General features: G+C 70.1%; 23 protein-coding genes. 10 read left to right on the top strand and 13 right to left on the bottom strand.

Going from position 1 to position 21,853, the window contains the following annotated elements; genetic code table 11:
• Positions 1–19 precede the first annotated feature (19 nt).
• Positions 20–1,111, top strand: coding sequence for a DNA polymerase III subunit beta (dnaN, locus tag ND450_RS30930; RefSeq protein ID WP_253321963.1), 1,092 nt, complete (start codon positions 20–22; stop codon positions 1,109–1,111).
• 39 nt (positions 1,112–1,150) lie between these two features.
• Here dnaN and ND450_RS30925 read toward each other — a convergent pair whose 3' ends face one another.
• From ND450_RS30925 to ND450_RS30915, 3 genes are all read right to left on the bottom strand, one after another.
• On the bottom strand, positions 1,151–2,398 hold the full coding sequence (locus ND450_RS30925) for an MFS transporter (protein ID WP_253321962.1): 1,248 nt from the start codon (positions 2,396–2,398) through the stop codon (positions 1,151–1,153).
• 834 nt (positions 2,399–3,232) lie between these two features.
• Positions 3,233–3,907, bottom strand: coding sequence for a Crp/Fnr family transcriptional regulator (locus ND450_RS30920; RefSeq protein WP_030477589.1), 675 nt, complete (start codon positions 3,905–3,907; stop codon positions 3,233–3,235).
• A gap of 210 nt (positions 3,908–4,117) precedes the next feature.
• A complete protein-coding gene (locus ND450_RS30915; protein WP_030477588.1) occupies positions 4,118–4,357 on the bottom strand; it encodes a hypothetical protein in 240 nt (79 codons plus the stop codon).
• 136 nt (positions 4,358–4,493) lie between these two features.
• Here ND450_RS30915 and nth point away from each other — a divergent pair, with 136 nt between their 5' ends.
• Genes nth through ND450_RS30895 form a run of 4 tightly spaced genes read left to right on the top strand, consistent with a single transcriptional unit; the run spans position 4,494 to position 7,620 of the window.
• Positions 4,494–5,201, top strand: coding sequence for an endonuclease III (gene nth / locus ND450_RS30910; protein WP_245785904.1), 708 nt, complete (start codon positions 4,494–4,496; stop codon positions 5,199–5,201).
• Positions 5,198–5,761 (top strand): TlpA disulfide reductase family protein, encoded by a 564-nt coding sequence (locus ND450_RS30905; RefSeq protein ID WP_253321961.1) that lies wholly within the window; start codon positions 5,198–5,200, stop codon positions 5,759–5,761. The genes nth and ND450_RS30905 overlap by 4 nt, the downstream gene beginning before the upstream one ends.
• Positions 5,758–6,417, top strand: coding sequence for a CoA pyrophosphatase (locus tag ND450_RS30900; RefSeq protein ID WP_089908124.1), 660 nt, complete (start codon positions 5,758–5,760; stop codon positions 6,415–6,417). The genes ND450_RS30905 and ND450_RS30900 overlap by 4 nt, the downstream gene beginning before the upstream one ends.
• Before the next feature lie 15 nt (positions 6,418–6,432).
• Complete coding sequence (locus ND450_RS30895) at positions 6,433–7,620, top strand: MarP family serine protease (protein ID WP_089908127.1); 1,188 nt, start codon at positions 6,433–6,435, stop codon at positions 7,618–7,620.
• Here ND450_RS30895 and ND450_RS30890 read toward each other — a convergent pair.
• Positions 7,538–8,311, bottom strand: a complete 774-nt coding sequence (locus ND450_RS30890; protein ID WP_253321960.1) for a TetR/AcrR family transcriptional regulator — start codon at positions 8,309–8,311, stop codon at positions 7,538–7,540. The two genes, ND450_RS30895 and ND450_RS30890, sit on opposite strands and share 83 nt — an antisense overlap.
• A 69-nt stretch (positions 8,312–8,380) precedes the next feature.
• Here ND450_RS30890 and ND450_RS30885 point away from each other — a divergent pair, with 69 nt between their 5' ends.
• The gene (locus tag ND450_RS30885) at positions 8,381–9,865 is read left to right on the top strand and encodes an FAD-dependent oxidoreductase (RefSeq protein WP_253321959.1); all 1,485 of its coding nucleotides are present in this window, start codon (positions 8,381–8,383) and stop codon (positions 9,863–9,865) included.
• Here the strand turns inward: ND450_RS30885 and ND450_RS30880 are convergent.
• From ND450_RS30880 to acs, 4 genes are all read right to left on the bottom strand, one after another.
• A complete protein-coding gene (locus ND450_RS30880) occupies positions 9,837–10,754 on the bottom strand; it encodes an alpha/beta fold hydrolase (RefSeq protein ID WP_253328043.1) in 918 nt (305 codons plus the stop codon). The genes ND450_RS30885 and ND450_RS30880 overlap by 29 nt on opposite strands.
• Complete coding sequence (locus tag ND450_RS30875) at positions 10,751–11,191, bottom strand: phage holin family protein (RefSeq protein WP_245785825.1); 441 nt, start codon at positions 11,189–11,191, stop codon at positions 10,751–10,753. The genes ND450_RS30880 and ND450_RS30875 overlap by 4 nt, the downstream gene beginning before the upstream one ends.
• Positions 11,188–12,345 carry a Na+/H+ antiporter NhaA gene (nhaA, locus tag ND450_RS30870; RefSeq protein ID WP_256557320.1) on the bottom strand — a complete coding sequence of 386 codons (1,158 nt, stop codon included), beginning with the start codon at positions 12,343–12,345 and terminating at the stop codon, positions 11,188–11,190. Before nhaA ends, ND450_RS30875 begins: the two co-directional genes overlap by 4 nt.
• Positions 12,346–12,474: 129 nt before the next feature.
• Positions 12,475–14,457, bottom strand: a complete 1,983-nt coding sequence (gene acs / locus ND450_RS30865) for an acetate--CoA ligase (RefSeq protein WP_253321958.1) — start codon at positions 14,455–14,457, stop codon at positions 12,475–12,477.
• Positions 14,458–14,716: 259 nt separating this feature from the next.
• On the opposite strand from acs, the gene ND450_RS30860 reads away from it, so the two are divergent.
• A complete protein-coding gene (locus tag ND450_RS30860) occupies positions 14,717–15,445 on the top strand; it encodes an oxidoreductase (RefSeq protein ID WP_089908142.1) in 729 nt (242 codons plus the stop codon).
• On the opposite strand, the gene kynU is transcribed toward ND450_RS30860, so the two are convergent.
• Positions 15,438–16,538, bottom strand: coding sequence for a kynureninase (gene kynU / locus ND450_RS30855; RefSeq protein WP_253321957.1), 1,101 nt, complete (start codon positions 16,536–16,538; stop codon positions 15,438–15,440). The genes ND450_RS30860 and kynU overlap by 8 nt on opposite strands.
• The gene (locus ND450_RS30850) at positions 16,535–17,350 is read right to left on the bottom strand and encodes a tryptophan 2,3-dioxygenase (protein ID WP_253321956.1); all 816 of its coding nucleotides are present in this window, start codon (positions 17,348–17,350) and stop codon (positions 16,535–16,537) included. The genes kynU and ND450_RS30850 overlap by 4 nt, the downstream gene beginning before the upstream one ends.
• A gap of 106 nt (positions 17,351–17,456) precedes the next feature.
• Between ND450_RS30850 and ND450_RS30845 the strand changes: the two genes are divergently transcribed.
• From ND450_RS30845 to ND450_RS30835, 3 genes are read left to right on the top strand one after another with little or no spacing between them, the layout of a single operon-like run.
• Positions 17,457–17,897: an Lrp/AsnC family transcriptional regulator gene (locus ND450_RS30845; protein ID WP_211257779.1), complete on the top strand. Its 441-nt coding sequence runs from the start codon at positions 17,457–17,459 to the stop codon at positions 17,895–17,897.
• A 38-nt stretch (positions 17,898–17,935) separates the two neighbouring features.
• Positions 17,936–18,367 (top strand): Rrf2 family transcriptional regulator, encoded by a 432-nt coding sequence (locus tag ND450_RS30840; RefSeq protein WP_253321955.1) that lies wholly within the window; start codon positions 17,936–17,938, stop codon positions 18,365–18,367.
• Positions 18,364–19,494, top strand: coding sequence for a globin domain-containing protein (locus ND450_RS30835; protein WP_253321954.1), 1,131 nt, complete (start codon positions 18,364–18,366; stop codon positions 19,492–19,494). Before ND450_RS30840 ends, ND450_RS30835 begins: the two co-directional genes overlap by 4 nt.
• On the opposite strand, the gene murQ is transcribed toward ND450_RS30835, so the two are convergent.
• The 3 genes from murQ to ND450_RS30820 form a co-directional block, all read right to left on the bottom strand.
• Positions 19,483–20,394 (bottom strand): N-acetylmuramic acid 6-phosphate etherase, encoded by a 912-nt coding sequence (gene murQ, locus ND450_RS30830; protein ID WP_253321953.1) that lies wholly within the window; start codon positions 20,392–20,394, stop codon positions 19,483–19,485. The genes ND450_RS30835 and murQ overlap by 12 nt on opposite strands.
• The gene (locus tag ND450_RS30825; RefSeq protein WP_177229522.1) at positions 20,391–21,311 is read right to left on the bottom strand and encodes a MurR/RpiR family transcriptional regulator; all 921 of its coding nucleotides are present in this window, start codon (positions 21,309–21,311) and stop codon (positions 20,391–20,393) included. Before ND450_RS30825 ends, murQ begins: the two co-directional genes overlap by 4 nt.
• Before the next feature lie 70 nt (positions 21,312–21,381).
• Positions 21,382–21,828 carry a carboxymuconolactone decarboxylase family protein gene (locus ND450_RS30820; RefSeq protein WP_253321952.1) on the bottom strand — a complete coding sequence of 149 codons (447 nt, stop codon included), beginning with the start codon at positions 21,826–21,828 and terminating at the stop codon, positions 21,382–21,384.
• Positions 21,829–21,853: the final 25 nt, after the last annotated feature.

The following is a 21,853-nucleotide window of genomic DNA, read 5'->3' as shown; positions in this document are numbered from 1 at the left end:
GCCCGCTAGCGTCCTCGACATGGACCTCACCGCCACCACAGCCGCTCTCGCCGGCGCCGCCGCCGAGGTGGCGCGCCTGCTGCCGGCCCGCGTGCTCGACCCGGTGCTCGCCGGGCTGCGCTTGAAGGCCGGCACGGACGTGGAGGTGGCGGGCAGCGACCAGGAGCACGGTGTGCGCCTGTCGGTGAACGCCACGGTCCACACCGAGGGCGAGGTGCTCGTGCCGGCGAAACCGCTGGCGGCGACCCTCCAGGCGCTGGACGACCCGCAGGTGAGGCTGAAGGTCGAGGGGCAGCGGCTGGCCATCCGCACACCGACGTCGAGGTTCGCGCTCCCGTTGCTCGACCTCGCGCACCACCCCGGCGTCCCGGCGCTGCCCGCGTTGCAGGGGCACGTCGCCGCCGAGAGGCTGAAGGCGATCGCGGCGGTGGCGGGCGCGGCGAGCAAGGACGACGCCCTGCCGATCTTCACCGGCATCCGGATCCAGTCGGCCGCCGACAGGCTGCACGTCATGGCGACCGATCGCTACCGCATGGCGTACGCCACGTTTGCGTGGGAACAACAAGGTCAACTAGACCTGTTGGTACCTGCGAAGGCCCTCGTGGAAGCGGCCCGGCAGGCCGAAGGCCCCGTCGCCCTCCACGCGAACCAGGACCGCATCGGCCTGGCGTGGGGCACCAACTCGATCTCGACCGCGCTCCTGGCCGCTCCGTTCCCGGACGACCGGGCGCGCCGACTCCTGGAGGCAGTCATCGACAGCACGGTGCTCGTGGACGCGGACGCGTTGGCCCGCGCCGTCCGCAGAGCCACGCCCTACGGCGGCCCCCACCAGGCCGTGACCATCCAGGTCGAGGACTCGGAGATCCGGGTCAAGGGCAGCGACCCGCAGCAGGGCGAGTCGGAGGAGTTCGTGAAGGCCACGGTCGACGGCGACCGCCTGACCAAGACGTTCCAGGCCCGCTACCTCGCGGACGCGCTGAAGGCGTTCGCGGGCCGCCGGATCGAGCTGAAGATCCAGGGCGGCCTGCGCTCCACGGTGCTGACGTCGACCCCGGGCGAGGACGGCGTCGAGCTCACCTACCTCGTGGTGCCGATGCGTTCGGTGGCCTGACAGACGAAAAAGGCCGGCCCTGTTCGGGCCGGCCGTCCGTCAGCGGGAGGCGAGTTCCATCTCGGAACGCGCGGGCACCTCGGCGGGCACGCCGCGCTGCACGGTCCCGCGCAGCAGCCACACCGCCAGCGCGATCAGCAGCCCGGCCACACCGGCCGCGACGAACGCGGGCCGCGTGCCGAAGTGCTCGATCAGCTGCCCGGAGATGCCCTGGCCGATGGCGAGGCCGACGGTCACCGAGGTGATCACCCAGCCGAACGCCTCGGCGGCCATGCCGTTCGGCGTGACCTGCTCGATCGCCGCGGAGTGCGCGGTCGACTGCGGCGTGATCAGCGTGCCGACCAGGAACAGCGCGATCGCGAGCCCGACCAGCGTGGCCGGGACGGCCAGCAGGAACGAGAGCAGACCGAAGCCGCCGAGCAGCACCGGCAGCCGCAGGTGCATGGGCCGCGGCCACGGGCGCATCCCGTAGAGCACGCCGAAGATCACCGAGCTGATCGACCACAGCGACAGCATCAGACCACCCATCGAGGCCTGGCCCGCCGCCTTCGCGAACGCGGGCACGGCCACCTCGACGAAGCCGATCGTCACACCGAAACCGAGCGCGGCGAGCGCCACCGTGCGCATGCCGGGATACGCGAACGCGCCGAGCAACGGCCGCGGCGCCTGCTCGACAGGACCCCAAGCACGCACGACGGGGTTGAACGCGAACCACAGCGCACCCACGACCATCAGCACAGCACCGACGACCACACCGGTGCCCGCCCACGGCGCGGCCAGCAGCAGACCGGCGAGACCCGGCCCGAGGATGAAGAAGACCTCCATGCTGATCGCCTCGTAGGCGTACCCGGCCATCCGAGTGGGCCCGGCGGGAACCATCCGCTCCCACAGCGCACGCGACGCCGAACCCACCATCGGCTCCGTGGCACCGACGCCGAGGGCCAGCGGGACCAGCGCGAACACGGGCGCACCCGCCTCCACACCGAGCACGGACACGGCGACGAAGAGGGCGAACAGCCCGGTCACGAAAAGCAGTGGGCGAGTAGGACCGAAGCGGTCCATCAACCGCCCCTGGACGACCGACCCGAGAGCCACACCCACCAGCGCCGCCGCCGAGACCATGCCGGCGGCCGCGAACGATCCCGTCGCGCGCTCCACGTAGAGCAGCAGCGAGAGCCCGACCATCGCGATGGGCAGGCGGGCGAGCAGAGACGCGACCACGGGGCCACGCATGCCGGGAGTCGTCAGGGCAGCACGGTAGTCGGACAGGCGAGCGGAGTGGGACATGTGTACCAGTATGCCAAAGTTGGTACGCAAGTACCAGATCAGGTGCGCGGAGTCACCAGGGTTGCGATTGGGTCACAGGAATGGGATGACCGGGTGAAACATGCAACGAATCGGCCACACACGAGGTCCTTGAGGGTGAAAGGGCTTGAGTGGTCGGGGTGCCGACGTGCGAAAGTTGACTCATCGATCGAGACCAACCTCTGGCTTGAGGGTCGGGGCCTACGCGCCAGAGGGATGGAAAGCACGGTTCGTCGGGGGATGGGCCGTGCAACACAAAGGACCGGTGCGCCACGTCGGGGGTGGCGCCCGGTCCTTTTTGTTTGGTCGCGGCTGCGCCGCTCCGGCTCGTTCGCCGAGTAGCTGGTCGTCCGCCCGCCGCTTCGCCGTGATTGGGCTTCGCCGAATCACGACGAAGAGGCGAACGGACGACCAGCGCGAACTCGCGGCATTGGGCGAGCTGGCCCTTCGGGACCGCCGCCGTGGGGCGGAACCCCCGCCGAGTTTGCTGTCCTGCGGGACCTCGCGGCACCTACGAAGCCTGCGGTCTGGCGGTACTCGTCAGCTCCGCTGCCTCGCGGCGCTCGCGAAGCCTGCTGCCTCGCGGCGCTCGCGGACCCCGCTGCCTCGCGGTACCCGCCAGCTCCGCCGCCTCGCGGCGCCCGCGAACCCGCAGCCTCCCCAAAATCCCCCGATGCCCCACTGCCGTCAGTCCCACCGAGTCGCCGAGCCGCGCTGCCTCGGCAGTCGCACCCCGCGGCCCCGCCGGAACCAAAAGCAGCGGAGCCCCGTCGGCTGACGGGGCTCCGCTGCAGGTGAAGCTTCGTGCTCCGGCCCCTAGCGGGCGCGGCGCGCCAGGCGCTCCGGGTCCAGGATCAGGACGCTCTTGCCTTCGAGGCGCAGCCAGCCGCGGTGCGCGAAGTCGGCCAGGGCCTTGTTCACGGTCTCGCGAGACGCGCCGACGAACTGGGCGATCTCCTCCTGCGTCAGGTCGTGCGTGACGCGGAGCAGGCCGGCCTCCTGCGAGCCGAAGCGCTGTGCGAGCTGCAGCAGCGCCTTGGCGACTCGGCCCGGCACGTCCGTGAAGATCAGGTCGGCCAGCATCGAGTTCGTCCGGCGCAGCCTGCGGGCCAGGGCCCTCAGCAGCTGCTCGGCGATCTCCGGCCGGTTGGTGATCCACTGGCGGAGCGCGGGGCGGTCCATGGACACCGCGCGCACCTCGGTCACCGTCGTCGCGGTCGACGTGCGGGGGCCGGGATCGAAAATGGACAGTTCGCCGAACATGTCCGAGGGTCCGAAGATCCCCAACAGGTTCTCGCGGCCGTCCGGCGACTTGCGGCCGATCTTCACCTTGCCGGACTGGATGATGTACAGGCGGTCGCCCGGCTCACCCTCCGCGAAGATCACGTGGCCACGCGGGAACTCCACCGTCTCCAGGGTCGTCGCCAGCGCCTCTGCGGCCGCCGGGTCCACCCCCTGGAAGATGCCCGCTCGCGCCAGGGTCTCGTCCACCTCGTCCCTCCTAATCGACGCGACGGCACGCCTACCACCATCTTTGGTGGAGTCAGCGCCGTGCCGCCGATCACTGCGTTGCAGTCTAAGGGCTCTCTTGTGGATCGCCGCTCGGCTCGCCGTCTTGGTAGGAACAACGCGACTGGCTCGATCCAGAGCCCAACGAACCAGTCTACGCCATTCGGGTGTCACCTAGCGCGGGGCCATGGGCTAACGGACGCGCTTGCGCGCACCCCCGCGGCCACGACGACGGAGGCGGAACATGTCGAGTGCGCGACCGATGCCGTGTCCGTAGAGCGCCTTGACCTCTTCGGGCCTGGCGGACTCCAGGAACTCCTCGACCTCGTTCTCCTGCACGGCAACGTGCCGGAGCTTCGCTTCGACGCGCTCCATGAAGAGCGCGAAGAACATGATCACGATCGGAACGACGATCACAAGCCAGGCAGTCATGATGCTCCGAAGTGTGGCGCATGAGGGATTCGAGTGCGGATCTAGGGGTCGGTTCCGGCGTGTTGACTACTCTGGATCAGTGCCCGCAACGAAGAAGCCGGAAACCAAGCTGGGCCTGACGCGCAGGGCCCGCCGGATGGTGCGCGTGCTGGCCGAGGGCTACCCCGACGCGCACTGCGAGCTGGACTTCACGACGCCGCTCGAGCTGCTCGTGGCGGTCGTGCTGTCCGCGCAGTGCACCGACAAGAAGGTCAACGAGGTCACTCCCGCCCTGTTCGCGAAGTACCCGACGGCCGCCGACTACGCCGGCGCCGACCGGACCGAGCTCGAGGAGATGATCCGCCCGACCGGCTTCTACCGGAACAAGGCGACATCCCTGCTGGGACTCGGCGCTGCTCTGGTGGAGCAGTACGACGGCGTCGTCCCCGGCACTCTCGAAGAGCTGGTCAAGCTCCCCGGTGTAGGACGCAAGACGGCCAACGTGGTTCTCGGCAACGCGTTCGATGTGCCCGGCATCACAGTCGACACCCACTTCGGTCGTCTCGTCCGCCGCTGGGGCTGGACCGAGCTGGAGGACGCGGTCAAGGTCGAGCACGCCATCGGCGAGCTGATCGAGAAGCGCGACTGGACGATGGCGTCGCACTGGATCATCTTCCACGGACGCCGCGTCTGCCACGCCAAAACGCCTGCCTGCGGCGCCTGCCTGCTGATGAAGGACTGCCCGTCGTACGGCCTCGGGCCCGAGGACCCGGACAAGGCGGCCAAGCTCGTCAAGGGCGAGGAGAAGCCCCACCTGATCGAGCTCGCCGAGCGGGTGCGGGCCGGTGAGAAGCTAGGAGCGTGAACAACCGCACGCGCTGGCTCGTCGTGGTGCTCGTCCTCGGGCTCGCGGGGGTCGTGGCGCTGTGGCCCCGTGACGACTCGCCGGCGCCGCTGCCCACGCCTTCCCGCCAGACCCAGGACGTGGCCGCGTTGCGCGCGCAGGCCCAGCTCCGGCCGTGCGGACTCCCGGGCGAGGGCGGCGTCGACGTGACGTGCCTCGGTGACGGCACCCGGACGGCCCTCGCGCTCAAGGGCCCGCTCCTGATCAACTTCTGGGCGACCTGGTGCCAGCCGTGCCAGGAGGAGCTGCCCGTGCTGGACGCCTACGCGAAGCAACCAGGTGCCGTGCCCGTCGTCCCAGTTCTTGTGGACAGCAGGGAGGCGGACGGCCTGGAGCTGCTCGCCCGGCTCGGCGTGCGGCTGCCGTCCGTGCACGACGGCGCCGACGAGCTGCGCAAGAAGGTGAAGGCGCCGAAGTCGCTCCCCGCCACGTATTACGTATCAGCGGACGGTCAGGTCCGGCAGATCACCGATCCGCCGTACTTCACCGCTCCGGACCAGGTGGAGAAGGCGGTTCGATGACGGAGGCGGCAGAGCCACCCGACTGGATGCAGCGCCTGGCGAAGGCCACCGAGGAGATCGACGGGCGAACGTTCATGCGGGACCCGCGCACTCCGACGAGGGCCTACCGCAAGGCGGCCGTGCTCATGCTGTTCGGCGAGTCCGAGGAGCACGGGCCGGACATCCTGCTGCTGCGCCGGTCGGACACGCTGGGCTCGCATCCGGGCCAGGTCGCGTTCCCCGGCGGCGCACAGGACGAAACGGACGAAGGGCCGGTCGCCACGGCATTACGCGAGGCTTACGAGGAGACCGGTGTACTTGAGTCAGGAGTGAGACCACTTGCGACGCTGCCGGAGCTGTACGTGCCGGTGTCGGGGTTCGTGGTCACGCCCGTGCTCGCCTACTGGGAACAGCCGAGCCCCGTCGCACCGGTCGACCCGGCGGAGACCGCCGCCGTCGCGCGGGTGCCCGTGGCGCACCTCGCGGACCCCGCCAACCGGTTCCGCGTGCGCCACCCCGCGGGTTACGTCGGAGCGGCCTTCTCCGCGCCGGGCATGCTGGTGTGGGGCTTCACCGCGGGGTTGATCAACGGCCTGATCGCACTCGGCGGCTGGGAGCAGCCGTGGGATGCGACCGATGTGCGTGACCTTGAACTAGCGTTGCGCGCTACACAGTGAGGCGGAGGTTTCGGGTTGAACTGGGTTGACCTGCTCGTGCTGGGCCTCGCCGCGATCGCCGCGGTGTCCGGGGCCAGGCAGGGCATGGTCGTCGCGCTCCCCGCGTTCGTCGGTGTGCTCGTCGGCCTGATCCTGGGCACGCAGATCGCGCCGTTGCTGGTGTCCCAGTTCGAGAACGTCGTCACCAAGGTCGTGTTCGCGGTCGGCATCGTCGTGCTGCTCGTGGCACTGGGCGAGACCATCGGCGTCTACATCGGCAGGACGATCAAGGCGCGCGTCAACGCGTCGCCGTTGCGCGGCGCGGACAACGCCCTGGGCGCCATCGTGCAGGGCCTGGTCGTCTTCGTCGTGGCGTGGATGATCGCGCTGCCGCTCACCTCGGTCGTCGGTCTGCCCGACCTCACGTCGTCGCTCAAGCAGTCGGTGATCCTCGGCAAGGTCGACCAGACCATGCCGCAGGCCGCCCGCGTGCTGTCCGGTGACCTGCAGAAGCTCTTCGACGTCTCGGGCTTCCCGCAGGCGATGGACCCGTTCAACCGCACGCCGCTCAAGGACGTCGAGCCGCCGAACAGCCAGCTCGCCGACTCCCCGGTCGCGAAACGGCTCCAGGCGAGCGTGCTCAAGGTCCGCGGCCGTGCGCCGTCGTGCTCCCGTGCGCTCGAAGGCACCGGGTTCGTCATCGCGCCCGAGCGGGTCATGACGAACGCGCACGTCGTCGCAGGCACGAACGAGGTGACGGTCGAGGTCGGCCGCGGCCAGTTCGACGCGACGGTCGTCTCCTACGACCCGCGCACCGACATCGCCGTGCTCGCGGTGCCGGACCTGGAGGCCACGCCGCTGCAGTTCCGCAGCGACGAGGTGCAGCCGGGCGAGGACGGCATCGTGCTCGGCTACCCGCTCGACGGCCCGTACAAGTCGTCGCCGGCCCGTGTCCGCGAGCGGATCCCGCTGCTGCGCGGCCCGGACATCTACGACGCCCAGACGGTCACGCGCGACGTCTACACCGTTCGCGCCGAGGTCCGCTCCGGCAACTCGGGCGGCCCGCTGGTCGACCCGAACGGCCGGGTGATGGGCGTGGTCTTCGGTGCCGCGGTCGACGACCCGGAGACGGGTTTCGTGCTCACGGCCCAGCAGGTGCAGTCGATGGTGCAGAAGGCGCCGTCGCTGACCCGCCGGGCCTCCACCCAGGGCTGCGCGTCGTAGCGGCGATGCCGTTGAGCACGTAGTCCAGGCCCGTGTCGAACCACGCGGCGGCGTTCGTGTGCTCGGCCTCGAACATGACCTTGGCGAGCCTCGGGAAGCGCCCCGTGGCGAGCACCTTGCGCATGTACGGCCCGGACGCGGCCTGCCACTGCTCCTCGGTCATGCCGCTGGCCTGCTCCTCGCGGGCCTCGGCGATCTCGTTGCGGACGGCGCCGTGCACGTACGCCATCACCGTCCCGACCGCGCCGAGCACGTGGTCGATGGTCGGGAACTCCGGCCTGCCGTCGAGCGTGGCCAGCGTCGCCTCGATGTGCGTCAGCGAGTTCGGGCCCCGGTGCGGCCTGCCGCCGAGCAGGTCGACCAGCCACGGGTGCCGCTTGGCCGCCGCGCGGACGCCGTGGGCGATCCGCGTCAGGGCCGCCCGCCAGTCGGTGCCGGGCTCGGGCAGCGTGATCTCGCCGTAGACCTCGTCGACCATCAGGTCGAGCAGCTCGTCCTTGGTCTCGACGTAGCCGTAGAGGCGCATCGGACCGGCGCCCAGGGCGGCGGCGACCTTGCGGATCGACACCTCGTCGAGCCCGCCCTCGTCGGCGAGCCTGATCGCGGCTCCCACGATCAGGTCCCTGCTCAACGGGATCGGTGACGGCTTGCTGGGCGGCTCTGGGCGGTCCCACACGGGTTCGTTCGACATCGGACTGGACAATACAGCGTCTTATCGCGATACAGTGTATTGAATGATACGGCGTATCGGGAGGATGCGATGAGGACTTCGGTGTTGGTGGTCGGTGGGGGACTGGCGGGCACGTCGGCCGCGCTGTTCCTGGCGTGGCGCGGGGTGGACGTGGTGCTGGTGGAGAAGCATCCGGGCAGCTCACCGCACCCGCGGGCGGTCGGGTTCAACGCTCGGGTGGGCGAGTTGCTGCGGGCGGTGGGCCTGGAGGACGAGCTGCCGAAGAGCCGCATGGCCAAGGGCTTCGGCGTGCGCCGCGTGCGGGCGGAGAGCCTGGTCGGCAAGAAGTACGACGAGACGTTCTGGACACCGCCGGCGCAGCTGTCCGACGTCGAGTACTCCCCGGTCAGAGGCGTCGGCGTCGCGCAGGACCGGATGGAGCCGATCCTGCGCGACAAGGCCCGTGAGCTGGGCGCGGACATCCGCATGAGCACCCGGATGCTGGAGTTCTCCCAGGACTCCGACGGCGTCACGGCGGTCGTGCGGGGCGACGGCGAGCCGTACGAGATCCGCGCCGACTACCTGGTCGCGGCCGACGGCCACCGCAGCCCGGTGCGCGAACAGCTCGGCATCACCCGCACCGGCCGCGGCTACATGCACACGTCCCGCAGCGTGCTGTTCCGCGCGCCGCTGCAGGAGTACCTGAAGGACGGCATCGGCCAGTTCGTGATCGACGACGTCGGCTTCCTGACCACCTACGGCGACGGCCGCTGGGTCCTGATGCTCGACGAGCAGGAGTACACCGAGCCCGAGCTGCGGCAGAAGATCTTCCAGGCCATCGGCCGCGACGACGTGGACGTCGAGATCATCACGACGGGCCGCTGGACGATCAGCGCGAGTGTCGCCGACCGGTTCTCCGACGGGCGGATCTTCCTCGCAGGCGACTCCGCGCACACGCTGCCGCCGAGCCGCGGCGGGTTCGGCGCGAACGTCGGCATCGAGGACGCGCACAACCTCGCCTGGAAGCTGGCGGCGGTCCTCAACGGCGAGTCACGACCGTCCCTTCTGGACACCTACGACGAGGAACGGCGCCCGGTCGCCACCCTGTGCCACCAGCAGATCTTCGCGCGCAACGACGGCCACAACCGCGACGGCGAGCCCGACGACGCGGAGCTGTTCGACAACAACGCCATGCACTTCGGCGTCCTCTACCGCTCGGCCGCGGTGATCGGTGCGGGTCCCGAGCTCCCGCCCGCGCAGCTCCCCGAGCGGTGGAACGGCCAGCCGGGCACGCGTGCCCCGCACGTGTGGATCGAGCCGGGGAAGTCCACCTTGGACCTGTTCCAACGCGGCTGGGTGCTCGTCGCCGACCACCCGCAGTGGGAGGAGGCCACGTCGGGCCTCGCCGTGCGGTACGAACGGGTCGAGCGGCTGGAGGCCTTCGGGCTGTCCGCGAAGGGCGCGTCGCTGGTCAGGCCGGACGGCTACGTGGCATGGCGGTCGGCCGACCTGCCGGACGACCCGGCCGGTGCCCTGCGGGCCGCGTTCAGCTCTGCTTCTGCAGGAACTCCGTGATCAGCCTGCTCGTGGTGTGGGACGCCTCCTGGTTGGGGAAGTGCCCCACCTCGGGCAGGTAGCGGAACTCCGAGGAGGGCCCGAGCCACGGCAGCGAATCGCGCGCCGCCGACTCCGGCACGACCGGGTCCAGCGCGCCGTGGATCTGCAGGACCGGCACCTGCACCTGCTTGTCGACGGCCTCCGCGAACCGGCGGCCGTCGCTGCGCAGCTGCGAGCGCACCGCCCAGCGGTAGTACTCCAGCGCGCTGTGGGCGACCCCCGGCACCGTCATGGCCTGCCGGCAGCGGCGGATGACCTCGTCGAACTCGGGCGCCGAGCGCCACTTCGGCCCCGACCACGCCGACAGCAGCTTGGCGACCTGCAGGCCGTTCTCGCCGGTCAGCCAGCGTTCGGGGTGGAGGGGCAGCTGGAAGCGCAGCACGTGGGAGTTCCGCCGCGGATGGCGGCGGAACCCCCGGCGCGTCACCAGCGGGTGCGGTGCGGACAGCACGGAGACCGACGACACCACGCGGGGGTGCAGCGCTGCGACCGTCCACGCGATGGAGCCGCCCCACGCGTGACCCACCAGGTGCGCGCGTTGGGCGCCGAGCGCCTTGACCAGTCCCGCGATGTCACCCGCGAGGGTGAAACCGTCGTAGCCGCGCGGGGGTTTGTCCGAGTCGCCGTAGCCGCGCAGGTCGACCGCCACCGCGCGGTAGCCTGCCTCGGCCAGCGCGGTGAGCTGGTGCCGCCACGACCACCAGAACTCGGGGAACCCGTGCAGCAGCAGCACGAGCGGGCCGTCGCCGAGTTCGGCGACGTGCAGGCGGATGCCGTTGGCCGAGACGTCGCGGTGCGTCCAGGGACCCGCGACCCGCACCACCGACGGGTCGGGTTTGCGGCTCAGTTGTCGTCGCCCCTGCGAGTGAGGGCCGCGACCGTGTCCTTCGCGGCCGCGATCGACTTCTCGGGCGCCCTGATCTTCTTGACCTTGCGGTAGCCGAGGAAGGCGAACACGACGGCCGTCAGCAGCATCACGGCGAAGACGAGGCCGAAGCCCGCCCAGTAGCCCCAGCCGAACCACTCGGCGAAGCCGAAGCCGAGCGCCATGAACAGGAAGAACAGGCTGAAGCACAGGATCGTCAGGGCGACGATGAAGAAGACGCTGCCCTTGACGCCCTTCTTGATCTCCTTGGTGATCTCGCCCTTGGCGAGCTCGACCTCTGCTCTGACGAGGGTCGACACGTGCGCGGTCGCGTCGCGGACGAGGCCGCCGATCGAGGCCTCGGCGGTGGGGTCGTCTGCGGTCAGCGGAATCGACGCGATGTGCTCCCTGGTGGTCACCCGGACATCGTGCCATGCGCCCGGCTGCGGCGAATGAGCAACACCGCGGCGAGCAGCGACGCGATCATCGAGGCGAACAACACAGCGGCCTTCGCGGTCTCCGGGGTTTCGAGCGAGAGGTCCGCGATCAGCAGGCTGACGGTGAACCCGACGCCCCCGAGCGTCGCCACCGCCACGATGTCGCGCGGCCCCGCCCCGGACGGCCAGACCGCCGCCTTGAACCACACCGCGAGGGCCGAGGCCCCCACGATCCCGATCACCTTGCCGACCACGAGCCCGACCATCACACCGATCGCGATCTTGTCGTCGAACAGCTTCCCGATCGCCTCGGCACCCACCGGCACACCCGCCGCGAACAGCGCGAACAGCGGCACGGCGACACCGGCGGACCACGGCTGCAGCCGGTGCTCCAGGCGGACGGCCGGCGCCTCGGCCTCGTACGGGTCGCGCTTCACCCGCGTCAGCAGAGCCAGCGCGACGCCCGCGATCGTGGCGTGGATGCCCGACTCGTGCATGAACCACCAGGTGGCCAGCGCGATCGGCACGTAGAGCCACGGCGACGTGATCCGCTTGCGCTGCAGGAACCAGTACAGCGCCAGCAGCAGCACGACGGCACCCGCCGCGAGCAGGTTGAACTTCGCCGTGAACAGGACGGCGATCACGATGATCGCGCCCAGGTCGTCGACCACGGCCAGCGACAGCAGGAACACCCGCAGGCTCGACGGCAGCCCGGACGCCGTCAGCGCCAGCACGCCCAGCGCGAACGCGATGTCCGTCGCGACGGGGATCGCCCAGGCCTTCTCGATCCCCGGCTGCCCCCAGCCGATGCCCAGCGCGATCACCGCGGGCACGATCATCCCGCCGATCGCCGCGACGATCGGCAGCACCGCGGCCTTGAAGTTCGAGAGCTCACCGACGACGAGCTCGCGCTTGAGCTCCAGCCCGGCGACGAAGAAGAAGATCGCGAGCAGCCCGTCCTTGGCCCAGTCGCCGATGCTCAACGGCCCGAGGTGCAGGTCTCGCAGGCCGAAGTACGCGGGGGAGAACGGCGAGTTGGCCCACAGCAACGCGACGGCCGTGGCGCCGAGCAGCACCATGCCACCGACGGTCTCGGTGCGGAGGTAACGGGCGAAGTCAGCGATCTTGCTGGACACGGATCTCCCAGGGTCGGCGGGCACGACAAATCCTCGTGCCGACCAGACTTCCCGGCTCACCCTGATGGAATCCTAACGCGAACGGGCGTCCCCCGAAGAGGACGCCCGTCACGTTTGCGCAGATCAGTGTCAGTCCTCCGACTTGCCCGACTGCAGACCCGCCGAGATCAGGTCCATGACCGACGAGTCGGCCAGCGTCGTCACGTCGCCGACCGTGCGGTTCTCGGCCACGTCGCGCAGCAGGCGGCGCATGATCTTGCCCGAGCGCGTCTTCGGCAGCTCCGGCACGACCATGATCTGCCGCGGCTTCGCGATCGGGCCGATCTCCTTGGCCACGTGGTCGCGCAGCGCCTTGATCGCGTCCGCACCACCGGCGTCCGCACCCGCGCCACCGCGCAGGATCACGAACGCCACGATGCCCTGACCGGTCGTCTCGTCGGACGCGCCGACGACGGCGGCCTCGGCCACGGTCGGGTGCGACACGAGCGCCGACTCGACCTCGGTGGTCGAGATGCGGTGACCGGACACGTTCATCACGTCGTCGACGCGGCCGAGCAGCCAGATGTCGCCGTCGTTGTCGTACTTCGCGCCGTCACCGGCGAAGTAGAAGCCCTGCTCGCCGAAGCGCGACCAGTACGTGTCGCGGTAGCGCTCCTCGTCGCCCCAGATGCCGCGCAGCATCGACGGCCACGGCTCGTCCAGCACCAGGTAGCCACCGCCGCCGTGCGGGACCTCGACGCCCTCGTCGTTGACGACCTTCGCGCCGATGCCGGGCAGCGGGCGCTGCGCCGAACCGGGCTTGGTGGACACCACGCCGGGCAGCGGCGAGATCATGATCGCGCCGGTCTCGGTCTGCCACCACGTGTCGACGATCGGGGCCTTGCCGCCGCCGATGTTCTCGCGGTACCAGATCCACGCCTCGGGGTTGATCGGCTCGCCGACCGACCCCAGCACGCGCAGCGTCGAGAGGTCGTACTTGGCCGGGATGTCCGCGCCCCACTTCATGAAGGTGCGGATCAGCGTCGGCGCCGTGTAGTAGATCGAGACGCCGTACTTCTGCACGATGTCCCAGTGCCGGCCCTCGTTCGGGGTGTTCGGCGTGCCTTCGTAGACGACCTGCGTCACGCGGTTCGACAGCGGGCCGTAGACGATGTAGCTGTGGCCGGTGACCCAGCCGATGTCCGCGGTGCACCAGTACACGTCGGTGTCCGGCTTGAGGTCGAACACGTTGAAGTGCGTGTACGACGCCTGCGTGAGGTAGCCGCCGGACGTGTGCAGGATGCCCTTCGGCTTCCCCGTGGTGCCCGAGGTGTAGAGGATGAAGAGCGGGTGCTCCGAGTCGAACGCCTCGGGGGTGTGCTGGTCGGACTGCGAGTCCACCAGCTCGTGCCACCACACGTCCTTGTCGGTCCACGCGACCTCGGTGTCGGTGCGCTTGACGACGATGACCTTCTCCACCGACGGCGCGCCGGCGACGGCCTCGTCCACGGCGGGCTTGAGCGGAGCCGGGTTGCCGCGGCGGTACTGGCCGTCGGTCGTGATCACGACGCGGGCCTCGGAGTCCTGGATGCGGGTGCGCAGCGCCTCGGCGGAGAAGCCGCCGAACACGACGTTGTGCAGCGCGCCGACGCGGGCGCAGGCGAGCATCGAGAAGATCGCCTCGGGGATCATCGGCATGTAGATCGCGACGCGGTCCTCGGCGCCGATCCCCAGCGACGTCAGCGCGTTCGCGGCCTTGGAGACCTCGCGCTGCAGTTCGGCGTAGGTGATGGCGCGGCTGTCGCCGGGCTCGCCCTCCCAGTGGATGGCGACCTGCTCGCCGTGGCCCGACTCGACGTGGCGGTCCACGCAGTTGTAGGCGACGTTGAGCTTGCCGCCGACGAACCACTGGGCGAAGGGCGCGTTCGACCAGTCGAGGACCTGGTCCCACTTGGTCTCCCAGTGCAGCCGTTCCGCCTGCTTCGCCCAGAACGCCTCGCGGTCGGCCTTCGCCTCCTCGTACAGCGCGGGCTGTGCGTTCGCCTGTGCCGCGAACTCGTCGGAAGGCGGGAACGTCCTGCTCTCCGTGAGCAGGTTGTCCAGGGCGTTGCCCTGGCCTGGCGACTGCGTCATGGTGCGAGACCTCCTGGAAAGTCCAGACCGGTTGGGGATGCGGGTACTGACCGTAGTGCGAGCCAGTTCACTTCCAACAGGTTCCTCCCCAAAAAGGTTCAGACCAATCTGGGGAAGTCGGTTACACGGCTGTCATTGTGTAACCCGTTTTGTCTGGTCCAGGCACGTGTGGCGCGTTGAACGGGCGCAGTTGCGCGCTCAACGGTCCGGCCAGTGAGCTGGGTCACGGGTTTCACCTGGTCAGGTACTCTGCGCGACCGTGACCGATCCTCTCGCTCCGCTGCTTTCCTTGCCTGGCGTGGCCGACGCCGCGAACGCCGCCAAGGACGCCGTCTTCCAGGTGCACCGCCATCGGGTGAACCTGCGAGGCTGGGCCACCACGGCGGCGGAGGCGTCCGTCCGCGCGGCCCGTGCGTCGGCGGCCCTGGAGGGCGGTCCGACCGAGATCCCGGAGTCCGGCGAGGTCTCCGACCCGGTGCTCGCCGGGTCGTTGCGCATCGCCGAGGCGCTGGGTGGACTGGTCGCCACGTGGCAGCGCGCGCCGTTGCAGGCCCTCGCGCGGTTGCACGTCCTCGCCGCCGCGGACCTGACGTCGGACGTCGGGCGGCCTCGCGTCTCCGAGGACGTGTCCCAGCGGCTCGACCTCCTGGGCTCGCTGGTCACCGGCGGGACGTCCGTGCCGGCGCCGATCGTCGTCGCGGTGGTGCACGGCGAGCTCCTGGGCCTCGCGCCGTTCGACGTCGCCAACGGGGTGGTCGCCCGTGCCGCCGCGCGGATGACGTCGATCTCGACCGGGCTCGACCCCAAGGGCCTCGGTGTGCCCGAGGTGGCGTGCCTGCGCCGGTCCGCCGAGTACGAGGCCGCGTCCGTGGCGTTCGCGTCCGGGACGCTGGAGGGCCTCGCCCAGTGGATCCTGTTCGTGTGCTCGTCGCTGGAGGCGGGCGCCCGCGAGGCTCGCAGCATCGCGGACGCCGCGCTCGCTAGTTGACGATCTCCGCGAGGACCTCCGCGGCCTTGACCGCGTCCTCGTCGGTGACGTAGAGCGGGGCGAAGCCGAACCGGAGGATGTCCGGCGGCCGGTGGTCGCCGATGACGCCGCGCGCGATCAGTTCGTCCATCACGGCCCTGGCGTTCTCGGAGCGCACCGAGATCTGGTTGCCGCGGTTCTCCGGGGTGATCACCTCGAGGCTCGTGAGCTTCTCGACGTGCTCGCGGAACAGCGCGGTGAGCTTGAGGCCGCGCTCGCGCAGTTCGGCGAGGTCCACGTCGTCCCACACGTCCAGTGCCGCGTCGAGCGCCAGCATCGAGAGGATGTCCGGCGTGCCGACCCGTGCGCGCACGATGCCGGGATCCGGTTCGTAGGACGGCTTCATGCCGAACGGCTCGCGGTGCCCGTTCCAGCCCGAGAGCGGGTTCTCGAACGTGGGCTGCTTGTGGTGCGGCACGTAGATGAACGCCGGCGAGCCCGGTCCGCCGTTGAGGAACTTGTAGGTGCAGCCGATCGCGAAGTCGACTTGGAGCGCGTCCAATTCGATGGGCAGCACGCCCGCGCTGTGGCAGAGGTCCCAGACCACCTGCGCGCCGGCGGCGTGGGCCTGCTCGGTGAGCGCCTTCATGTCGTGCAGCTCGCCGGTCCGGTAGTCGACCTGGTTGAGCAGCACCACGGCGGTGTCCTCGGTCAGATCCGAAGAGGACGGTTGAGCGGCACGGATCTTCATGCCCGTCAACGAGGCCACGGACTGCGCGATGTACCCGTCGGTCGGGAACGTCGACTCGTCGCACACGATCTCGGTGCGGTCGCTGCCCTTCACCGCGCCCATCAACGCCTTGAAGACGTTGACCGACGTCGAGTCGCCGACGACGACCTGGCCCTCTGCGGCTCCGAGCAGCCGGCCGACGCGGTCGCCGATCCGTTGCGGCGCCTCCCACCAGCCCTCGGACCACGACCGGATCAGGCGCGTTCCCCATTGGTTCTCGACGACGTCCTGCATGCGTTCGGCGACGTGTTTCGGTGGTGCGCCGAGGGAGTTGCCGTCGAGGTAGATGACACCTTCGGGGATGTCGAACAGCTCCCGCTTCACACGTAGCTCCTTGCGGTCCACAGCTCGGGGAACACCGCACGCTGGGTGCGCTTCTCCAGCCATGCAACACCAGCGGAGCCACCGGTGCCGACCTTCGAGCCCATCGAGCGGCGGGTCGCGAGCAGGTGGTCGTAGCGCCAGCGCGCGAACTCCTCGGCGATGTCGGTCAGCGCCTCACCCAGCTCCAGCAGGTCGCGGTCGTCGCCGCGGTAGATGTCCGCCCACACCTGCTCGACCTCGGCGGAAGGCTCGTAGGCCTGCGTCAGGTCGCGGTCGAGCACCGACTGCGGGATGCCGAAACCCCTGCGCCGCAACGCGGCCAGCACGTCGTCGTAAAGAGACGGCTCGCCGAGCGACTTCTCCAGCTGATCGTGCATGGCGGGCACCGCGCGGTGCGGCACGAGCATCGACCGCGACTTCTCGCCGAGCAGGAACTCCATCTCGCGGTACATGCCGCTCTGGAACCCGGAGCCCTCGCCGAGCGCGTCGCGGAACGAGTTGAACTCGGTCGGCGTCATCCGCGCGATCGGCCGCCACGCGGCGGACAGCGCCTGGAGGTGCAGGTCGGACCTGCGCAGGGTGCGGACGGCGGCGCGCAGGTCGTCGGCGCGCAGCTCGGTCTGGGCCTGGCGCCACTCGAAGCACAGCAGGCCGAAGTACAGCTCCATCACCTGCGTGATGACCAGGAACGACATCTCGCGCGGATCTTTGGACCACTGCTGCTGGAGGGTGTGCAGCACCGACGCGTGCACGTAGTCCTCGTACGGCGTGGTGCCGCCGAAATCCAGCTTCGGGGAGACGGGGCAGCTCATGGGCTCAATCGTCGCCGGAACCGCTCGTCACCTGAATGGGCGATGAAAGGTGTTCGCGCCAAAGTTCTTCCAAACGCAAAACAGATCGCCGAGTAGCTTTGCGTTCATGTTGGACGAGGTGGACAAGGCCCTGTTGGAGGCGCTCCAAGAGGATGCGCGCCTGTCGTACAACGAACTCGCGCGCCGGGTCCACGTCTCGCCGCCGACGGTCGCGCAACGGGTCCGCCGGCTGGAGAACATGGGCGCGATCACCGGCTATCGCGCCGTGGTCGACCCCACCGTCGTCGGACGTCCCGTCGTCGCGTTGGTGCGCATGAAGTGCTACGGCCCCCGGTGCATCACGGTGCATCCCGAGCTGCTCGACGACCTACCCGAGGTGGTCGAGGTCGTGCGGCTGACCGGGGACATCTGCTCGGTCGTGAAGGTCGTCACCACGTCGATCGTGGAGTTGGAACGCCTGCTGGTCCGGCTGGCGGCCCATGGGGAGACTTCCAGCGCAATGGTGCTGTCGACGCCGATCCCGTGGCGCCCGGTGTTGCCCGGATAACATGCATCTGAGATTCCAATTAAGCTAACGTCGGCCCCGTGAGGCTGACCAAGAGCACCGACATCGCGCTGCGGATCGTGATGCGGCTGGCCGTCGCCGGTCCGGCGAACCCGACCACGCGAGAAGTCGCGGAGGTCATGGGCGTGCAGTACACCCACGCGGCCAAGGTCGTCGCCCAGTTGCAGCACCTCGGTGTCGTGGAGGCGCGGCGCGGCCGGGGTGGTGGGCTCGCGCTCACCGCCGATGGCCGGGCCATCTCCGTCGGCCGCCTGATGCGGCAGCTGGAAGGCGTGGGCGACGTCGTCGACTGCGAGGGCGAGATCGTCTGCCCGTTGAGCTCCGCCTGCCGGTTGCGGCGTGCGCTGCGCCAGGCCCAGGAAGCCTTCTACGCCTCGCTCGATCCGCTGCGCGTCGAGGACCTCGTCGCTGATCCCACCGGTCCCGTGCTGCTCACCCTGCAGCTGAAGTGAGGAAGACGATGTTGTCCTCGAAGTCGGCCGAGTTGGTCGAAGCCACCCTGCCCGCCGTCGGCGCCGCGATCGGCGAGATCAGCGCGTTGTTCTACGAGCGCATGTTCGCCGAGCACCCGGTGCTGCTGCGCGACATGTTCAACCGCGGCAACCAGGCCAACGGCACGCAGGCCCAGGCGCTGGCGGGGTCCATCGCCGCGTTCGCCTCGGGTCTGCTCGCCGGTCAGACCCCCGACGCGATGCTGCGGCGCATCGCCCACAAGCACGTCTCGGTCGGCGTCACGCCCGGCCAGTACGCGGTCGTGCACAAGCACCTGCTCGGTGCCGTCGCCGAGGTCCTCGACGTCTCGGACGAGGTCGCGGCGGCCTGGAGCGAGGTCTACTGGCTGATGGCCGACACGCTGATCGGCCTCGAGCGCTTCCTGCCGCAGGGGCAGCAGGAGCACCGGGTCATCGCGCGGTTCCAGGAGACCGACGACGTGGTGACGTTCGTGGTCAGGCCGCTCGACGGCCAGGTGCGCGCGGGCGAGCCTGGTCAGTACGTGTCTGTGCAGGTGCCGCTCGCCGACGGCGCGCGGCAGATCCGCCAGTACAGCCTGTCCGGGCGGTCCGACGACGCGCTGCGGTTCTCGGTGAAGCGCGACGGCGAGGTGTCGAACCACCTGCACGACCACGTGCCGGTCGGCGCCACCGTGCTGGTCAGCCAGCCCGCCGGGGACCTGACGCTGCTGCCCGGCGACGGCCCGGTGCTGCTCGCGTCGGCGGGGATCGGCTGCACGCCGATGATCTCGATGCTCGCCGAGCTGGCGTTCACCGGCTCGCCCCGGCGGGTGATCGCGGTGCACGGTGACCGCGACCAGCTCACCCACCCGTTCCGCGCCGAGCTCGCCCAACTCGTCGCCAAGCTGGAGCACGCGCGGGCGCACGTCTTCTACGAGAAGCCGATCGGGGAGTGGCCGGCCGAGCTCACCGGGTACGTCGACCTCGCCGGGGTCGAGGTGCCGGCGGACACCACCGCCTACCTGTGCGGGCCCGTGCCGTTCCTGCGCGCGATGCGGGCCCAGCTGCTCGCGACGGGTGTCAGCGACATCCACTACGAGGTCTTCGGGCCCGACCTAACCCGCTAGCCGGTCCAGGGCGTTGCGGACGTGGCCCTTCGTGTCCTCCAACGCGGCGGCCGCACGTTCGGTCGGCACACCCGACAACAGGTGCACCAGCGCCACCTTGAGGTCGCCGGACGCGTCCGCCAGCGCCTGTTCGCAGGCGTCCTCGGACTGCCCGGTGGCCTCGTGCAGAATCCGGATGGTCCGGCCGCGCAGCTTCGCGTTCGTCGCGCGCATGCTGACCATCAGGTTCGAGTAGGTGCGGCCGAGCTTGACCATCACCGCGGTGGAGAACGACGTCAGGACCAGCTTCTGGGCCGATCCCGCCTTCATCCGGGTGGAGCCGGCGATGGCCTCCGGACCGGTGTTCAGCGCGACGAGGACGTCCGGCGCGAACGGCACCGAGGCGTTGTTCGAGACCAGCACGGTGTGGGCGCCAAGCGCTTGCGCCTCTTGCAGGGCGCCGATCACGAACGGCGTGCGCCCGGACGCCGTCACGCCCACGACCAGGTCCTTCGCCGTGGCGTGGCGGCGGATCTGGGCGGCTCCGGAGTGGTCCTCGACCTCCTCGACGGCACGGACGAGGGCTTCCGGACCGCCCGCGTGGTGGGCGACGAACCAGTCGGACGGGGCGTTGAACGTGGGCACGAGCTCGGCGGCGTCCAGCGTCGCCAGACGCCCCGACGTGCCCGCGCCGACGTAGTGCACGCGGCCGCCGGACATGATCGCCTCGACGCCGAGGTCGACCGCGCGGGCAAGGTCCGGCAGCGCCTGCGCCACCGCCGCCGGCACCGTGCGGTCCTCGTCGTTGATCATGCGGAGGACGTCGATCGTGGGCACCCGGTCGATGTCCGCGGTGCGCGGGTTCCGCTGCTCGGTCGGAGATTCCACGCGCACCACCACACCGTCCCGGGGGGAGGTCATTTAGACGTCTCCCGCGGCCGGCGCCGGCCGTCTGGTCTCGCGCCGAGCCGGTGCCCCGACACCGCCTCGTAGGTCGCCTCCAGCGCCGTCTTGGCCGAGTCCACGTGGTGCTGGGCGACGCCGATGAACAGGCAGTCGATCACCGTGAGCTGGGCGATGCGGCTCGCCATCGCGCCCGAGCGGAACGTGGTCTCGCGCGCGGCCGTGGTCAGCACGTGGTCGGAGACCTCGGTGATCGGCGAGCGCGGGAAGTTCGTCAGCGCGACCGTGGTGGCGCCGGTCTCGCGGGCGACGCGCAGGGCCTCGACGGTCTCCGCGGTCGAGCCGGTGTGCGAGATGCCGACGGCGACGTCCGCCTCCGTCAGCACGGCGGCGGACGTCAGCGCGATGTGCGTGTCGTTCCACGCGAAGCAGGTGAGCCCTATGCGGTGCAGCTTCTGCTGCAGGTCGAACGCCACGAAGGCGGACGCGCCGAAGCCGTAGACGTCGACGCGGCGGGCGCCCGCGACCGCCTGGACGACCTTGTCGAGCGACTCGACGTCGAGCTGCTCGGCGGTCTCCTCGACGGCGCGGGCGTCGGCGAACGCGACCTTGCCGACGACCTGGCGCAAGTCGTCGCCCGGTCCGATGTCGCCGCCCATGTCGTGGTTGGCCCTGGCCTGGCTGCGGGCCGTGTCCGCGGCGAGCGCGATGCGCAGCTCCGGGTACCCGCCGACGCCGATGGCCTTGCAGAACCGCGTCACCGTCGTCTCGCTGGTGCCCGCCTGCTCGGCGACCTCGGTGATGCTGCGGTGCGCGACCGTCGCCGGGTTCTCCAGCACCACCTTCGCGACGCGCTGCTCGGCGCGCGCGAGGCCCGGCAGCAACGACCGGATCTTCACCAGCGGACTGGACTCGGCACTGCTCTCAGTGGACACGTGGGAAACTTACTAACCGCCACTCCAACGGTCAACGGAGTGTGTCCGAAAGTCACCCTGTCGGCCCGGTTCAGCGGACGTCGGGCTTCTTCCGCGTCGACACGGCGATCCTGTTCCACGAGTTGATGGTGAAGATCAGCGCGATGAGCTGCGCCAGTTCCTCCTCGCCGAAGTGCTTCGCCGCCTGCTCGTAGACCTCGTCGCTGACGTACTCGTGGCTGCTCAGGACGGTGATGGCCTCGGTCAGCCGCAGCGCCGCCCGCTCCTTCTCGGTGTAGAGGTCGCCGGCTTCCTCCCACGCGTTGAGGAGGTAGATGCGGGCCTCGGACTCGCCTCCCTTCCGCGCGTCGACGGTGTGCATGTTGAGGCAGTAGGCGCAGTGGTTGAGCTGGGACGCGCGGATGCGGACGAGCTCGGCGAGCTGCTCGTCGAGTCCCTCGCGGGCGGCGGCGTCGAGGGCGATCATGGCGCGGTAGACCTTCGGGGCCTTCTTGGCGAGGTCGATGCGGTTCGTCATGTCATTGAAACTAGGGCGTCGATTG

The sequence above is a fragment of the Lentzea sp. HUAS12 genome (assembly GCF_024125735.1).
In the GTDB taxonomy this organism is placed as follows: Bacteria; Actinomycetota; Actinomycetes; order Mycobacteriales; family Pseudonocardiaceae; genus Lentzea; species Lentzea albida.
The sequence above is the reverse complement of the archived record's forward strand: the minus strand, read 5'-3'. Positions and strand labels throughout refer to the sequence as shown.

Coding starts and splice junctions, on each gene's coding strand:
- ND450_RS30850 (WP_253321956.1), bottom strand. CDS start 17,350: ATGAGCTGCCCCGTCTCCCCGAAGCTGGATTTCGGCGGCACCACGCCG.
- acs (WP_253321958.1), bottom strand. CDS start 14,457: ATGACGCAGTCGCCAGGCCAGGGCAACGCCCTGGACAACCTGCTCACG.
- nth (WP_245785904.1), top strand. CDS start 4,494: ATGGTGCGCGTGCTGGCCGAGGGCTACCCCGACGCGCACTGCGAGCTG.
- ND450_RS30915 (WP_030477588.1), bottom strand. CDS start 4,357: ATGACTGCCTGGCTTGTGATCGTCGTTCCGATCGTGATCATGTTCTTC.
- ND450_RS30890 (WP_253321960.1), bottom strand. CDS start 8,311: ATGTCGAACGAACCCGTGTGGGACCGCCCAGAGCCGCCCAGCAAGCCG.
- ND450_RS30885 (WP_253321959.1), top strand. CDS start 8,381: ATGAGGACTTCGGTGTTGGTGGTCGGTGGGGGACTGGCGGGCACGTCG.
- murQ (WP_253321953.1), bottom strand. CDS start 20,394: ATGACCTCCCCCCGGGACGGTGTGGTGGTGCGCGTGGAATCTCCGACC.
- ND450_RS30845 (WP_211257779.1), top strand. CDS start 17,457: ATGTTGGACGAGGTGGACAAGGCCCTGTTGGAGGCGCTCCAAGAGGAT.
- ND450_RS30900 (WP_089908124.1), top strand. CDS start 5,758: ATGACGGAGGCGGCAGAGCCACCCGACTGGATGCAGCGCCTGGCGAAG.
- ND450_RS30820 (WP_253321952.1), bottom strand. CDS start 21,828: ATGACGAACCGCATCGACCTCGCCAAGAAGGCCCCGAAGGTCTACCGC.
- dnaN (WP_253321963.1), top strand. CDS start 20: ATGGACCTCACCGCCACCACAGCCGCTCTCGCCGGCGCCGCCGCCGAG.
- ND450_RS30925 (WP_253321962.1), bottom strand. CDS start 2,398: ATGTCCCACTCCGCTCGCCTGTCCGACTACCGTGCTGCCCTGACGACT.